Consider the following 14,246-nt stretch of genomic DNA (forward strand, 5'->3'; position numbering starts at 1 on the left):
TTCGAACAAGACTGTTTGACGTCCCCTTTGGGATTCGCAGGGCGGGCAAGACGAGTACGATGAAAGCTGAGGGAACGGACTTGGACACGGTGTTGGGCGCACCGCCCGCTGAGCTGCCGCCGCGCCGGCTGTCGCGCATTTTCCGCGACCTGGCAAAACGTGCAGAAGACAAGGTTTCCATCGGCGAAATCCGCCAGGCGCTCGGCGATCGCAGCTTTGCGACGCTTTTCGTGTTCTTCGCCTGCCTCAATCTCCTGCCCTTCCCGCCCGGCAGCACGGTGATCCTGGGACCGCCGCTGGTGCTGATTGCGATCCAGATGGTGATGGGCAACCGTACCGTCTGGCTGCCCAACTTCCTGCTCAACAAATCCATCGGGGCCGACAAGTTTCGCCATATGAGCGAGCGCTTCATTCCCCGGCTGATCCTCGTCGAACGGCTGATCAAGCCGCGTTACTGGCCGTTTGCGCGGGACCATGCAGACCGGGTCATCGGCCTCATTGCGCTGGTTCTCTCGATTGCGGTGACGCTGCCGATCCCGCTCGGCAACTGGTTCCCGGCCTTTTCCTGCGTACTGGTGGGCCTCGCGCTTTCGGAGCGTGACGGCATCCTTCTCAGCATCGCCATCACATGCGGCGTGCTTTCGCTTCTGGTGATTGCCGGCGTCGTGGTCGGCGCCAGCATGATGGCCGGCGCCGTGATGCACTAGATCGCCCTGCGTCCCACAGGACGCACAAGGGACGATCCGGACTATTGCCGTTCCACCTTCTTCCACGTCGCATTTGAATGCGCGCGCGTCGCCCGCCAGCAAGCGGGCGCGCAATGCATTCGGCAATGCTGAAAACGGAGGAAGGAACAAGCGCTTATGGCCAATCTGATCGTGGTATACTGGCGTGATATCCCCGCGCAGGTGATCGTCCGGAAAGGACGGCAGAACGCCAGGCGCGAACTGCCGATGCGTTTTACCGAGGCGATAGACATGTGCGCCATGCGGGTGGGCGCGCGCGACAGCGACGCCTATCTGGCCGAGTGGCGGCGCGGCGATCCGGTTTCCGTCAGCGACGATCTGGAGGCGGAAGCCGACAGAGCACTCGAAACCATTGAGCGTGATTATGACAGGGCGCGCCTCGTGGCGCTCGTCAAGGCAGGCGGTCATGACGGGAAATGACAGCACAAAAACGACCACGGTAACCCAGGCGACGCTGGTGAAGAAAACCCGCGAGCGGCTTGCCTACCGGCCGGCTGACGTGTCGCCGCTGCGGCGTGTGCAACGACGCTACACGATGCGGCGCTGGTCGGTTCGGCATGCGCGGTTTCTCGAATGGGTCTATGCGCGCTTCTCCAGCCTGTTTCTGGCGCTGCATCCGTTCTGGAACGCCGTCGGCTATGCACGGGCTGAAAAGCCGGTGAAATTTGTTGAACGGCAGGTGAAGGGCCTGATGTTCGACTGCCGCATGTGCGGCCAGTGCATCCTCTCCTCCACCGGCATGTCGTGCCCGATGAACTGCCCGAAACAGTTGCGCAACGGCCCCTGCGGGGGCGTGCGGGCCAATGGGCACTGCGAGGTGGAGCCGGACATGCCCTGCGTGTGGGTGAAGGCGTGGGAAGGCGCACAGGCAATGCGGGGCGGCGATGCGATCCTCGACGTGCAGAAGCCTGTGGATCAGTCACTGCGGGAAAGCTCGGCCTGGCTGCGGGTGACGGCGCGGGCCGCACAGGAACGCGAAAATGCAGCCGGGAGCAGTGCCGCATGAGCCCGCGCCCGCCGCAGATCGATGAGAACCCCGAAGGCGTCGACCTGCCGCTGGAGCCCCTGCCCGGCCACGCCTCGCGTGGGCGGCTGGAACGCGTTCTGCGGCGCGGCGAGTTTGCAGTGACAGCGGAGCTGAACCCGCCCGACAGCGCCAATGCGCAGGATGTCTACGAGCGGGCGGCGATCTTCGACGGCTGGGTGGACGGCATCAACGCGGTGGATGCTTCGGGCGCGAACTGCCACATGTCGTCCATGGGCATCTGCGCGCTGCTGACGCGCATGGGCTACGCCACCATCATGCAGATCGCCTGCCGCGACCGGAACCGCATCGCCATTCAAGGCGATGTGCTGGGGGCCGCCGCCATGGGCGTGAGCAACATCATGTGCCTGACGGGCGATGGCGTGCAGGCGGGCGATCAGCCGGGCGCAAAACCCGTGTTCGACCTCGACTGCATGTCGCTTCTGGAAACCGTTCGGACCATGCGCGACGAGGAGAAATTCCTGTCGGGCCGCAGGCTCACCACGCCGCCGGCGGTGTTTCTCGGCGCGGCGATCAATCCGTTCGCCCCGCCCTGTGACTTTCGCCCGCAGCGGCTCGCCAAGAAGATCGCCGCCGGCGCACAGTTTGTGCAGAGCCAGTATTGCTACGATGTGCCGATGCTGAGGGAATACATGAAGCGCGTGCGCGACATGGGGCTTGATGAAAAATGCTTCATCCTTGTGGGTGTCGGCCCGCTCGCATCGGCAAAGACGGCGCGCTGGATCCGCACCAATGTGCCGGGCGTGCACATTCCCGACGCCGTGATCGCACGGCTTGAAGGGGCCGAAAACCAGAAAGAGGAAGGCAAGCGCCTGTGCATCGACATCATCAATGAGGTGAAGGAGATCGAAGGCGTTTCCGGCGTTCATGTCATGGCCTACCGGCAGGAGGAGTTCGTGGCCGAGATCGTGCACGATTCAGGCGTTCTGAAGGGCCGCAGGCCATGGAAGCGCGAGCCCGGTCTGGACGATGCGCTGGTCGCCGAAAGGCTCGACCATATTCTGCATGACAACCCGAGCGAACGGCCCGTGGAGATGGTGAAAGACGCCAGCGAAACGAGTGTCGATACGAATTGAGATCATCGATCAGCGACATGAAGCGCGTTTCATGTCTCCCAGGAGGACAGTGAATGACCCGAACCATCGTCGCCTCTGCCACAAAGGAAGTCGTGATCGGCTTCGACCAGCCCTTTTGCGTGATCGGCGAGCGCATCAACCCGACCGGGCGCAAGAAGCTCGCCGCAGAGATGGTCGCAGGCAATTTCGGGACGGTGAAGAATGATGCGCTGGCGCAAGTTGCGGCCGGTGCAACCATGCTGGACGTGAATGCCGGTGTGACGGCGGTCGATCCCAACGCCACCGAACCCGGCCTTCTGGTGCAGACGCTGGAGATCGTGCAGGAGCTGGTGGACGTGCCGCTCTCCATCGACTCTTCCGTTTCCGCCGCCATCGAGGCCGGGCTCAAGGCTGCCAGGGGGCGTCCGCTGGTGAATTCGGTGACGGGCGAAGAAGAGAAGCTGGAAGCCATCCTGCCGCTGATCAAGAAATACGATGTGCCGGTGGTCGCCATTTCCAATGACGAAACCGGCATTTCGGAAGATCCCGATGTGCGCTTCGAAGTGGCGAAGAAGATCGTCCAGCGCGCCGCCGATTTCGGCATTCCCGCGCATGACATCGTTGTCGATCCGCTGGTGATGCCGATCGGCGCCATGGGCACGGCCGGCCAGCAGGTGTTCCGGCTGCTCAGGCGGCTGCGCGAGGAATTGAAGGTGAACACCACCTGCGGGCTTTCCAACATCTCGTTCGGACTGCCGCACAGGCACGGCATCAATGCCGGTTTCATTCCGATGGTGATCGGGGCCGGCATGACGAGCGCCATCATGAACCCTTGCCGCCCGCAGGAAATGGAGATGGTGCGCGCGGCCAATGTGCTGAACGGCACGGACCCCAACTGCTCCCGCTGGATCATGACCTATCGCGACCATCAGCCAGCTGCGGCTGGAGCAGCGGCCCCCGCTGCAGCACCTGCCTCCGGCAGCGGGCGGCGGCGCGGCGGACGCGATGCGCGCCGCGCGCGGGAGTAAGATAACCTTGGACATACCGACATGCATAAGGGCATCGGACATGACACAGGCTCCCGGCATGCGGGGATGGCCATGAGCGACGACCCGCTCGTGCTCTTCATGCCGTCGGGCAAGCGCGGGCGCTTTCCCAAAGGCACGACAATTCTGGACGCGGCGCGACAGCTTGGCGTCTATGTGGAGAGCGTATGCGGTGGCCGCGCCACATGCGGGCGATGCCAGATCGAGGTTCAGGAAGGCCAATTCGCAAAGCACAGGATCACCTCCTCCGAGGAGCACATCTCGAAGGTTGGCCCGCGCGAGGCGCGCTATGCGGAGAAACGCGCCATGCTGGCGGGACGCCGCCTCTCCTGTTCGGCAACAGTCGAAGGCGATCTCGTCATCGACGTGCCGCAGGATGCCGTCATCAACGCGCAGGTGGTGCGCAAGGACGCCGACACCCGCGTCATCGAGCGCCGCCCGGCAATGCACCTTTGCTATGTCGAGGTGGAAGAACCCGACATGCACAGGCCCCTCGGCGATCTCGACCGGCTGAAGGCGGCGCTCCAGAAGGACTGGGGCTTTGGGCGCATGGAAGTGGATGCACACCTGCTGGCGCAGGTTCAGGGCATACTGCGCGCCGGCCAGTGGGCGGTCACCGCAGCCGTGCATCAGGATACCGAAGACGACATTGCAAGGCTGGTGGCGCTGTGGCCGGGACTGAAGAACGAAGCCTATGGGCTTGCCTGCGACATCGGCTCCACGACCATCGCCATGCATCTCGTCTCGCTTCTTTCGGGCCGCGTGGTGGCGTCTGCCGGCGCGTCAAACCCGCAGATCCGGTTTGGCGAAGACCTGATGAGCCGGGTTTCCTATGTGATGATGAACCCGGACGGGCGCGAGGCCATGACGCGCGCCGTGCGGCAGGAAATCTCGAAACTGGTGCAGAAAGTGGCGGACGATGGCGGCATCGAACGGCATGACATTCTCGATGCGGTGTTCGTCGCCAACCCCATTATGCACCACCTGTTTCTGGGGATCGACCCGACGGAGCTGGGCGGCGCGCCCTTCGCGCTGGCCGTGTCGGGCGCGGTGAAGCTCAAGGCCGACGATCTCAGGCTGAAGCTCAACCCCGGTGCGCGAACCTATCTCCTGCCCTGCATCGCCGGCCATGTGGGCGCGGACGCTTCTGCCGTGACGCTGGCAGAAGGTCCGCACCGGCAGGACGAGATGATGCTGATTGTCGATGTGGGCACCAATGCGGAGATCGTGCTTGGCAACCGGGCGCGCGTGGTGGCTGCCTCCTCGCCGACAGGCCCTGCCTTCGAGGGCGCCGAGATTTCCGCCGGCCAGCGCGCCGCCCCCGGCGCCATCGAGCGGGTGCGCATCGACCGCGAAACACTCGCTCCGCGCTATCGCGTGATCGGCTGCGATCTCTGGTCGGACGAGCCCGGCTTTGCCGAAGCGCTGGGCGAAACCGGCGTAACCGGCATTTGCGGCTCGGGCATCATCGAGGTGATCGCGGAGATGTATCTGAGCGGCATCATCTCGGAGGATGGCGTAGTGAACGGCGCACTGGCAGAGACGAACCCGCGCATCGTTGCCGAAGGGCGCACCTTCTCCTACGTCCTGAAGGAGAGCGGCCCGCGCCTGACCGTGACCCAGAACGATGTGCGGGCGATCCAGCTCGCCAAGGCCGCACTCTATGCAGGCATCAGGCTTTTGATGGAAAAGCAGGCAGTGGCGACGGTGGACACGATCCGTTTCGCCGGCGCATTCGGCTCCTTCATCGATCCGCTTTACGCCATGGTGCTAGGGCTCATTCCCGATTGCGATCCCGACCGGGTTTCGGCGGTGGGCAATGCTGCGGGCACCGGCGCGCGCATGGCGCTTTTGAACCGCGACCACCGGCGCGAAATCGAGGAGACGGTGAAGCGCATCGAAAAGATCGAGACGGCGCTGGAGCCGAAATTCCAGGAGCATTTCGTGCACGCCATGGCGCTGCCCAACAAGATCGACGCCTTTCCCAGGCTGGCCGAACGGGTTTCCCTGCCGCCACGACAGCTGGCGGATGCGCAAAACGGCGATGGCGAAGCGCGCCCGCGCAGACGCTCACGCGAAGAACGCGCGGCGCGGCGGCGGCGCGACTGAGTATCAGCCGGCGTCAACCGCGCTGAGCATGTCCGCAGTGATGGACTGACGCCAGCGGGCGCTTTCAGCCCAGGGATCCGGCCCGGAGAGGCGTTCTGCCATGTCGGCAAGCGTAAAGGCGTTTGCGGCTTCGATGCTTTTCAGTTCCGCCCATGAAACGGGCGTCGCCACCGGCGCGCCGGGTCTGGCCCTTGTCGAATAGGGTGCGATGGCGGTTGCGGCGCGCTCATTGCGCAGCCAGTCGACAAAGACCCGCCCTGTCCGTTTCTCTTTGGAGGCTTCCGCCAGAAAGCGATCCGGCTCGTCCTTTGACAGTTTGCGCGCGACGCCACGTGCAAAGGCCTTCACATCGGGCCATTCGCGCCGGCGCTCCAGCGGCGCGACCACGTGAATGCCCTTGCCGCCGGTCAGGAGTGGCTGACTTTCAAGGCCGAGATCGGAAAGCCGCGTGCGCACGGCGAAGGCGGCGCTGCGAACGGCAGCGAAATCCAGTTCCTCATCCGGGTCGAGATCGAAAACCAGCCGGTCCGGCGCGTCGAGACGGTCGATGCGCGATCCCCAGATATGGAACTCCAGCGTGCTCATCTGCACGGCGGCGATGATTCCGGCGAGATCGTCAATATGGAGATAGTCGTCGCGCTCGCCGCTCTTTTCGGTGATCTCCATGCGCCCGACCGCTTCGGGAAAGCCCTTGCCGCCATGGCGCTGGAAGAAGCAGGGACTGCCCTGCCCGTCCGGGCAGCGCACGAGGCTGACGAGGCGCTTTTCAACATGCGGGAGCATGCGTCCTGCGACACGCTCATAATGGCGCGCCAGATCCAGCTTGCTGATGCCGGCCTCGCCAAACAGCGCCTTGTCGGGGCTGGAGAGCGCAATGCCGGCAAGCTGCGGCCGATCATCCGAACGCATCGTATATGGCCTCCCCGTGATCAGGCCCGATTGTCCTCCACGAAGGCATCGAAGGTGGAGCGGATGTGGTCGGCTGCGGCCTTTACCGGCGCGGAAGCGTCGGGCGCGACGACCATGCCGATGTGATAGTTGCCAAGTTTCGGCAGCCCGTCCTTGACGCCGAGCTCCACCAGATCTCCGTGCAGGAAGGATTTGGGAAGCGGCGCGATGGCGAGATCGGAAAGGATGGCGGCGCGCTGGCCTGCCGTATGGGCGCTCATATAGGCGATGCGATAATCGCGGCCGTCTTTTTCCATGGCCTTCAGCGCGCCGGCGCGCCAGGCGCAGCCCTCTTCCCAGATGGAGAGCGGCAAGGGTTCGCGCAGATGGGCGCTTCCGCCCTTTGCGCCGGCCCAGACGATGGGCTCGGTGTAGACGATCTGCACGCCGTTTTCAGCGGAGTCGTCCGTGCATGTGAGAAGGGTGAGATCAAGTTGCCGGTTGGCCATGCGCTTGCGCAGATTGAAGCTCTGGTCGATGACCACGTCAACGGCAATGGCAGGATGGGTTTCTGCAAAACGTTTCAGAACGTTTGGCAGGATGCGTTCGCCGTAATCGTCCGGCGATCCTAATCGTACGATGCCGCTGATGTCGGGCATGACGAATTTCGAGACGGCTTCACGGTTTAACGCCAGGAGCCTTCTGGCGTAGCTTAATAATAACTCGCCGTCGGAGGTGAGCGATACCGAACGCGCGTCACGCACGAAGACCGAGCGCCCGAGCATTTCCTCAAGCTTCTTGATCTGCATCGAAACCGCCGATGGCGTGCGGAAGACGGCGTTGGACGCCGCAGTGAAACTGCCCGTTTCCGCAATCGCGACGAAGGTTCGCAGAACGTCCAGCTCCAATAAGGGAACGGGATGATTGACGGGAGCGTTCATGGTGTTCTCCATTCAATAACTTTGAACGAAAGCATCATTCGATTGTGTTTGATTGAACATCAACCTTGCGGCATAGTCAACAGCGTCAGGCAACGACGAGAGGCGAAAGCCAACCAAAGGAGAAGACGATGTCTGTTTTCACACGCGTCAATCATTTTGTCCGTCACTACCGCACAGCCCTCAACCGCCGCCGCACCGAGCGTCTGATCGGCACATTGCCGGCAGAGATCCGCAAGGATATCGGCTGGCCCAGCCAGTATACGGGCCTTCAATCGGATGGTCAGGACAACCGCGGCATCTCGCGGCTCTGAACAACGGGGCATCAAACAGGAGTGCGTTCAATGATATCGCTGGGAAAAGCCCTTAAAGCGGTGCGTGATTTCGCGATTGAATTCGACGCAATGACGCATCATGCAAAATACGGCCTCCGTCCAACGGAGAAGAAGAACGCGTCGTCGACCAGACACGCGGACTGAGATGGCCAAATCCGCCACGCGCTTAGTTGCACCCGCAGCCAGACCATCCCTGCATTGAAAGACCCCGGCCAAACCACCGGGGTCTTTTTTGTCTCCGGTGGCGCTGAAAACACCACGATTTCGCCGGAAATGTCGTTTTCCCGGCGGAGCGCTTCGCATTTCCCATGCAACAGCGCCCGCGCAGCGGTTAGTTTTCCGCCATCGAACGAGCGACCCCATTCCATCACGCATGGAAGGCGCCCGGTGAGAGCCGACTGTCTTTCGATATTGCTGTTTCCATGGAGCGCAGGATGAAGCTTTTCGCACGCATTTTCCGCCGCAGGCGGGTTTCCAATCCGAACACGGTTTTCGCACGCCAGCGGCTTGGCAGGACCATGCCCGGCGAAACCGGCGCGCTGGCCGGCGCGCGTTTCGGATTTCTGGTGAACTGAGTTCCCCGACCCAGTTACACCATCCGTTTCAGAGCCACCGTCCGACACGCGGAACGGTGGCTTTTTCGTTCTACCGTTTAAGAATTCGACACGAAACAGTTGGGTTGGGCGTACATAAAGCTGGGACTGCCCGCGCCTGCCGCATTGACAGAAAACCCTTTTCCTGATGACGCTTTGACGACAGCAGCATGATGAGGAGAGAGCATCATGCGCGATCGGGAGGCAATATGGCGGAAGAGCATAGCTGCAAGCGGTCCATCGTTTTCTTTCTGATCCCCGACTTCACCATGATGGCGTTTGCCGCGGCGCTTGAGCCGTTGCGCGCCGCCAACCGCATGGCCGGCTACGCGGCCTATCAATGGCGGCTGGCGAGTGCCGATGGCCTGCCGGTGCGCGCATCGAACGGTGTTGAAGTGGCCGTCAGCTCGTCATTGGCCGATGAACGGCGGATGATGACCGGCCATGAACGCCCCTCGATGGTGATCGTGTGCAGCGGCCTCAATGTCGAGGATTACAGCGACAAGACCGTGTTTGCCTGGCTGCGCGAGGAATACAATCGCGGTGTGACCCTGGGCGGGCTTTGCACGGCCGCCCATGTGCTCGCCAGCGCCGGCCTTCTGACCGACAGGCGCTGCGCAATCCATTGGGAAAACCTGCCGGGCTTTGCAGAAAAGTTCCCGCGCGCCAATGTCTATGCGGATCTGTTCGAGACCGAAGCGAACATCTACACCTGCGCCGGCGGCACCGCCGCCATGGACATGATGCTCAAGCTGATCGGCGAGGATTTTGACGAGAACCTGATCAACCGCGTCTGCGAGCAGTTACTTACCGACCGGGTGCGCAGCCCCTCCGACCGCCAGCGCCTGCCGCTGAGAGCCCGGCTCGGCGTTCAGAACTCGAAGGTTCTGACCATTATCGAACTGATGGAGGCCAATCTCTCAGAGCCGCTTTCGCTGGTGCAGGTGGCGGAGACTGTCGGGCTTTCCCGCCGCCAGATCGAGCGGCTTTTCCGGCAGGAGATGGGGCGTTCTCCGGCGCGCTATTATCTCGAAATCCGGCTCGACCGCGCGCGGCATCTCCTCATCCAGTCTTCCCTGCCGGTGGTGGAGGTGGCGGTCGCCTGCGGCTTCGTCTCGGCATCGCATTTCTCCAAATGCTACCGCGAACTCTACGCGCGCTCGCCGCAGCAGGAGCGCGCCGACCGAAAGCAGCTTCTGGTCGCCTGAGCGAAAAAATCCGCCGGGCGTGTCGGATCGGGCCGCTCTCATTCGTTTCTCGAATATCAGAAGCAGGAGACACAGCGATGACCGAGACAATCGACGTAAAGCCCGAAACCGAACATGAACTGGTGCTGGCGCGCATCATCGCAGCGCCGCGCGAAAAGATCTTCCGCGCCTGGACCGATCCGGAAATCCTGAAACAATGGTTCGTGCCGAAACCATGGACCATTGCCAGGGCCGAGCTTGATGTGCGTCCGGGTGGCAAATCGCTGATCGTGATGCGCGATCCGGAGGGAAACGAATATCCCAATCCCGGCGTCTTTCTTGAAGTGGTGGAGAACGAGAAGATCGTGACCACCGACGCCTACACCGATGCGTGGACGCCGGCGGCCAAACCCTTCATGACCATGATCCTGACGCTTGAAGATGCGGGCGAAGGAAAGACCCGCTACATTGCCCGCGCCCTCCACTGGTCCGACGAAGACGTCGCAGCCCATGAGAAGATGGGGTTTCACGAAGGCTGGGGCCAATGTGCAGAACAGCTGGAAGAGGTCGCCGCAAGACTCTGAATCGACTCACGGATCGGTCCACATCCAGGAGCGGTCCTGCCACATCTTTTCGCCGATCAGGCAATCATAGATGTCGTGATAGCGGGCGCGGATCACCGGTGGGCGCTCGCCGGGCGCACCGGCCAGCTCCAGAACCAGCTTTCGCCGGATCGCCTCTGGAAACTGCGCCCATTCATTGACCGGCACCACAAAAGCACCCGGCCCGCCAATCACGCATTCGCGGTAATAGGCGTCCAGATCCTCGACATCGAAACGGGTGGTGAGCCCGCCATTGGTCATGAGCGGCAGGCCATTGATGGTTATGCCGAGCGCCACCAGCCGGTCGCGGGCCGGAACGACCGGGCCGCCCTGATTGTTGGGGCCGTCGCCGGAAATGTCGACCACGCGCCGCAGGCTGCGAAAACCGCTTTCGGCCAGAAGATCACCGGCGAAATCGAGCGCACCTGAAATCGAGGTGCGCCGCGCACTGCCGGGCGGATTGGACGAGAGACGGGCAGCGAAGCCGGCCGCGTCCTCGACGGAAGCGATGCGGGTCCAGGGCACGACAACCCGCTGCGAGTAGTTGCCCGCCCATTCGAAATAGGTGACCGCGATCTTGCCGTGCAGGCCGCTTAAAATGGCCTTGATGACGTCTTCATGCGTCATGGCCTCGGCATAGCCGCGCCGCTGGATCTCCAGCTCGCCCGCCGACATGGAAAGGGAGACATCCACGGCGAGGACGAGCTGGACATCGACGGCCTCCTGCGCATCTGCGGGCCGGTTGCCCGCAAGAAGAGCACAAGAGAGCGCCAGGAGAGCGGCCAGAAAACCGCCATTCGTGAAGCGCCGGGGCTTTGACGAAATGGACATGCCCCAGTTTAAACCATGCACAGGGCATCAAAAATCAGGCAATTGGGCGTAGTCGCCTAACAACTCGGCTGGATCGCCGTGCGTCCATTTGGACGCACAAGGAATGATCTACATCATTGAAGGAGCATCCGTGTAACCGAAAACCGGATTCCACTTTTCCATCCAATGCTCCGGATCGCTGGATAAAAAAAGCGCGCTCAAGGCGCGCTTTCTTCCGACTTTATTCAACCATCGGTTCGCAAGGCTGCATTCTCCGGGTCGAACGGACTTTCGCTGATCACCCGGGCGGGATGCAGATCACCGAGGATTTTGATCTCCAGTTCCGTGCCCTCGGCCGCATGCTCAGGGCGCACCATGGCGAGCGCCAGGCTTTTTCCCACACGCCAGCCATAGCCGCCATGGGTGGCGCGGCCCACCAGTTCACCGGCCCTGTAGATCGCCTCATTGCCGCGCGCATCGGCATCGCGCACGCCGCCGATTTCCAGCGTGACATAGTTCCAGCCAAGCCCCGCATCGCGCTGCTTGAGCAGAGCCTCACGGCCAATGAATTCGCCCTTGTCCGGATGGACGAAACGGTCGAGCCCGCTTTCCCACGCCGTGTATTCGATGGAGAGTTCGCGCGGGATCAGCCGGTAGCTCTTCTCGATGGCCATGGAGGTCATGGCGCGGATGCCAAAGGGGCGAATGCCGAGCTCCGCACCGGCCTCCATGATGAGATCGAAGATAAGGTTCTGCTGCTCGATGGGATGGTGCAGCTCCCAGCCCAGCTCGCCGACGAAGTTCACGCGCAGCGCATGGGCGCTCGCCCGGCCAATGGAGACCGGCTTTCCCGAAAGCCACGGGAAGTCCGCATTGGAAAGCCCGGTGCGGGTGAGCTTTGCCAGAACATCACGGCTTTTCGGACCGGCAAGAACGAAGACGCCATATTGCTGCGTGATGGGTTGCAGGACGACCGAGCCATCGTCAGGCAGAAGCTTGAACAGCACGTCGTGGTCATGCGCCTCGTAAGCACCGGCGGAGACCAGATAGAAACGGCCGGGCTTCCACTCATAAACGGTGAACTCGGACCGCACGCCGCCATTCTTCGTCAAGAGATGGCAGAGCGCCACACGGCCACGCTTCTTTGGAATACGGTTGGCAAAAATACTGTCGAGCCAGGCCCTTGCGCCCGATCCCGAAACCTCGATCTTGGCGAAGGCCGACATATCGAGCAGGCCGACATTCTCGTGAACATTTTTCACTTCACTGCCGACATGCTCGAAATAGTTGGAGCGGCGGAAGGACCATTTCTCCACCACGCGGCCATCTTCAAGCGCCGGCGCATGATTGTGTTTGAGAAGCACATCCGCACCGACGCCAAGGTCGTTTTCGGGCACTTCATAGCCCTCGGGCGCAAACCAGTTGGGCCGCTCCCAGCCATAGACGGAACCGAACACGGCCCCCAGCGCCTTCATCCGGTCATAGCTTGGCGTGGTCTTGAGCGGACGCGCCGCCGAACGCTCCTCGTCGGGATAGTGAACGGTGAAGACATTGGCATAGGCCTCCTCGTTTTTCTCGCGCAGATAGCCCTCGGTGGCGTAGGGGCCGAAACGGCGCGGGTCGACGCCCATCATGTCGATGGAGGGTTCGCCCTCGACGATCCATTCGGCAAGCTGCCAGCCTGCACCGCCAGCCGCCGTGACGCCGAAGGAATGGCCCTCATTCAGCCAGAAATTCTTGAGCCCCGGCGCGGGGCCGATGATGGGGGAGCCGTCGGGCGTATAGGCGATGGCGCCATTGTAGATCTTCTTGATGCCCACCTCGCCGAAGGCCGGAACACGCTCGATCGCCGTTTCCACATAGGGCATGAGGCGTTCGAGATCTTCCTGAAACAGCTCGTATTCGCTGTCGTCGGTCGGGCCGTCCACATAGCAGCAGGGCGCGCCGACCTCGTAAGGCCCAAGCAGGAGGCCGCCATTCTCCTCGCGCATGTACCAGGAGGAATCGCTCTCGCGCAGGACGCCCATTTCCGGCAGGCCTTCCTTCTTGCGCGCGACAATGGCCGGATGCGGCTCGGTGACGATGTATTGGTGCTCGACCGGGATCACCGGCACGTCGAGCCCGACCATGGCCCCGGTCCTGCGGGCAAAATTGCCGGTGCAGGAGATAACGTGTTCGCAGGCAATCTCGCCCTTGTCGGTGGTCACGGTCCAGGTCCCGTCATCGCCCTGCGCAATCGCCGTGACGGCGGTGTTGCGATAGATGGTTGCTCCGAGATCCCGCGCGCCCTTGGCGAGCGCCTGCGTCAGATCGGCAGGCTGGATATAGCCATCGTCGGGATGCTGGATCGCGCCAAGGAGCCCGTCGGTCTCGCAAAGCGGCCAGATCTCCTTCACCTGTTCCGGCGTCAGGATGTTGACCGGAATGCCGATGGTTTCGGCAATGCCGGCATAGTACATGTACTCGTCCCAGCGATCCTTCGTGCGCGCCAGACGAATGTTGGAGCATTGCGTGAAACCGACATTCATGCCGGTTTCCTCCTGAAGCTCCTGATAGAATTTCACCGAGTATTTGTGGATCTGGCCGACCGAATAGCTCATGTTGAACAGCGGCAGCAGGCCGGCGGCATGCCAGGTGGAACCGGAAGTGAGCTCCTTGCGCTCGACCAGAACGACATCCGACCAGCCCTTTTTGGCAAGATGATAGAGCGTGGACACGCCCACCACGCCACCGCCGATGACAACCGCCCGCGCCTTCGTCTTCATGGTCTCTCACTCCCTCGATCGCACTCCGGCCAACCGCGCAGGCAGGCTGGATGACACCCATGATCCGAAACGATCCTAGTCCGCCAAAGTCTTTGCCTCTTTGCCTGAATGCGACATTGCCGAAACG

General features: G+C 62.3%; 14 protein-coding genes. 10 read left to right on the forward strand and 4 right to left on the reverse strand.

Going from position 1 to position 14,246, the window contains the following annotated elements:
* Window positions 1–89 precede the first annotated feature (89 nt).
* From ACRTG1_RS10830 to ACRTG1_RS10855, 6 genes are all read left to right on the forward strand, one after another.
* Complete coding sequence (locus tag ACRTG1_RS10830; protein ID WP_224873593.1) at window positions 90–707, forward strand: exopolysaccharide biosynthesis protein; 618 nt, start codon at window positions 90–92, stop codon at window positions 705–707.
* 156 nt (window positions 708–863) lie between these two features.
* Window positions 864–1,166, forward strand: a complete 303-nt coding sequence (locus ACRTG1_RS10835) for a virulence factor (protein WP_432516260.1) — start codon at window positions 864–866, stop codon at window positions 1,164–1,166.
* Window positions 1,153–1,752 (forward strand): methylenetetrahydrofolate reductase C-terminal domain-containing protein, encoded by a 600-nt coding sequence (locus ACRTG1_RS10840; protein ID WP_206543825.1) that lies wholly within the window; start codon window positions 1,153–1,155, stop codon window positions 1,750–1,752. The genes ACRTG1_RS10835 and ACRTG1_RS10840 overlap by 14 nt, the downstream gene beginning before the upstream one ends.
* Window positions 1,749–2,867, forward strand: a complete 1,119-nt coding sequence (locus ACRTG1_RS10845; RefSeq protein ID WP_206548833.1) for a methylenetetrahydrofolate reductase — start codon at window positions 1,749–1,751, stop codon at window positions 2,865–2,867. The genes ACRTG1_RS10840 and ACRTG1_RS10845 overlap by 4 nt, the downstream gene beginning before the upstream one ends.
* Window positions 2,868–2,920: 53 nt before the next feature.
* Window positions 2,921–3,874, forward strand: a complete 954-nt coding sequence (locus ACRTG1_RS10850) for a methyltetrahydrofolate cobalamin methyltransferase (protein WP_432516261.1) — start codon at window positions 2,921–2,923, stop codon at window positions 3,872–3,874.
* 72 nt (window positions 3,875–3,946) lie between these two features.
* Complete coding sequence (locus tag ACRTG1_RS10855; protein ID WP_432516262.1) at window positions 3,947–6,001, forward strand: ASKHA domain-containing protein; 2,055 nt, start codon at window positions 3,947–3,949, stop codon at window positions 5,999–6,001.
* 3 nt (window positions 6,002–6,004) lie between these two features.
* Here ACRTG1_RS10855 and ligD read toward each other — a convergent pair whose 3' ends face one another.
* Together ligD and ACRTG1_RS10865 are read right to left on the reverse strand one after the other, a co-directional pair.
* Window positions 6,005–6,910, reverse strand: coding sequence for a non-homologous end-joining DNA ligase (gene ligD, locus ACRTG1_RS10860; RefSeq protein WP_432516263.1), 906 nt, complete (start codon window positions 6,908–6,910; stop codon window positions 6,005–6,007).
* Window positions 6,911–6,930: 20 nt separating this feature from the next.
* Window positions 6,931–7,830: a LysR substrate-binding domain-containing protein gene (locus ACRTG1_RS10865; RefSeq protein WP_206543830.1), complete on the reverse strand. Its 900-nt coding sequence runs from the start codon at window positions 7,828–7,830 to the stop codon at window positions 6,931–6,933.
* Window positions 7,831–7,958: 128 nt separating this feature from the next.
* On the opposite strand from ACRTG1_RS10865, the gene ACRTG1_RS10870 reads away from it, so the two are divergent.
* The 4 genes from ACRTG1_RS10870 to ACRTG1_RS10885 all read left to right on the forward strand — a co-directional run bounded on the left by ACRTG1_RS10870 (window position 7,959) and on the right by ACRTG1_RS10885 (window position 10,526).
* Window positions 7,959–8,141, forward strand: coding sequence for a hypothetical protein (locus ACRTG1_RS10870; RefSeq protein ID WP_206543831.1), 183 nt, complete (start codon window positions 7,959–7,961; stop codon window positions 8,139–8,141).
* A 455-nt stretch (window positions 8,142–8,596) separates the two neighbouring features.
* Entirely contained in the window at window positions 8,597–8,737 is a 141-nt protein-coding gene (locus tag ACRTG1_RS10875) for a hypothetical protein (protein ID WP_206543832.1), read from the forward strand.
* Between the two features lie 227 nt (window positions 8,738–8,964).
* On the forward strand, window positions 8,965–9,963 hold the full coding sequence (locus ACRTG1_RS10880) for a GlxA family transcriptional regulator (RefSeq protein ID WP_113155563.1): 999 nt from the start codon (window positions 8,965–8,967) through the stop codon (window positions 9,961–9,963).
* A gap of 77 nt (window positions 9,964–10,040) precedes the next feature.
* Window positions 10,041–10,526, forward strand: a complete 486-nt coding sequence (locus tag ACRTG1_RS10885) for an SRPBCC family protein (protein ID WP_432516264.1) — start codon at window positions 10,041–10,043, stop codon at window positions 10,524–10,526.
* Between the two features lie 6 nt (window positions 10,527–10,532).
* Here the strand turns inward: ACRTG1_RS10885 and ACRTG1_RS10890 are convergent, their stop codons facing one another.
* Together ACRTG1_RS10890 and ACRTG1_RS10895 are read right to left on the reverse strand one after the other, a co-directional pair.
* A complete protein-coding gene (locus ACRTG1_RS10890; protein WP_206554560.1) occupies window positions 10,533–11,375 on the reverse strand; it encodes a DUF1194 domain-containing protein in 843 nt (280 codons plus the stop codon).
* A gap of 224 nt (window positions 11,376–11,599) precedes the next feature.
* Window positions 11,600–14,119, reverse strand: coding sequence for a GcvT family protein (locus ACRTG1_RS10895; RefSeq protein ID WP_432516265.1), 2,520 nt, complete (start codon window positions 14,117–14,119; stop codon window positions 11,600–11,602).
* Between the last annotated feature and the right edge of the window lie 127 nt (window positions 14,120–14,246).

Origin of the sequence: Nitratireductor sp. PBL-C9 (genome assembly GCF_050877045.1) — a bacterium.
In the GTDB taxonomy this organism is placed as follows: domain Bacteria; phylum Pseudomonadota; class Alphaproteobacteria; order Rhizobiales; family Rhizobiaceae; genus Nitratireductor; species Nitratireductor aquimarinus.

What these genes read in the sequence shown, in the direction of transcription:
- ACRTG1_RS10835 (WP_432516260.1), top strand. Translation starts at nt 864, where the DNA reads ATGGCCAATCTGATCGTGGTATACTGGCGTGATATCCCCGCGCAGGTG.
- ACRTG1_RS10840 (WP_206543825.1), top strand. Translation starts at nt 1,153, where the DNA reads ATGACGGGAAATGACAGCACAAAAACGACCACGGTAACCCAGGCGACG.
- ACRTG1_RS10845 (WP_206548833.1), top strand. Translation starts at nt 1,749, where the DNA reads ATGAGCCCGCGCCCGCCGCAGATCGATGAGAACCCCGAAGGCGTCGAC.
- ACRTG1_RS10850 (WP_432516261.1), top strand. Translation starts at nt 2,921, where the DNA reads ATGACCCGAACCATCGTCGCCTCTGCCACAAAGGAAGTCGTGATCGGC.
- ACRTG1_RS10855 (WP_432516262.1), top strand. Translation starts at nt 3,947, where the DNA reads ATGAGCGACGACCCGCTCGTGCTCTTCATGCCGTCGGGCAAGCGCGGG.
- ligD (WP_432516263.1), bottom strand. Translation starts at nt 6,910, where the DNA reads ATGCGTTCGGATGATCGGCCGCAGCTTGCCGGCATTGCGCTCTCCAGC.
- ACRTG1_RS10865 (WP_206543830.1), bottom strand. Translation starts at nt 7,830, where the DNA reads ATGAACGCTCCCGTCAATCATCCCGTTCCCTTATTGGAGCTGGACGTT.
- ACRTG1_RS10870 (WP_206543831.1), top strand. Translation starts at nt 7,959, where the DNA reads ATGTCTGTTTTCACACGCGTCAATCATTTTGTCCGTCACTACCGCACA.
- ACRTG1_RS10875 (WP_206543832.1), top strand. Translation starts at nt 8,597, where the DNA reads ATGAAGCTTTTCGCACGCATTTTCCGCCGCAGGCGGGTTTCCAATCCG.
- ACRTG1_RS10880 (WP_113155563.1), top strand. Translation starts at nt 8,965, where the DNA reads ATGGCGGAAGAGCATAGCTGCAAGCGGTCCATCGTTTTCTTTCTGATC.
- ACRTG1_RS10885 (WP_432516264.1), top strand. Translation starts at nt 10,041, where the DNA reads ATGACCGAGACAATCGACGTAAAGCCCGAAACCGAACATGAACTGGTG.
- ACRTG1_RS10890 (WP_206554560.1), bottom strand. Translation starts at nt 11,375, where the DNA reads ATGTCCATTTCGTCAAAGCCCCGGCGCTTCACGAATGGCGGTTTTCTG.
- ACRTG1_RS10895 (WP_432516265.1), bottom strand. Translation starts at nt 14,119, where the DNA reads ATGAAGACGAAGGCGCGGGCGGTTGTCATCGGCGGTGGCGTGGTGGGC.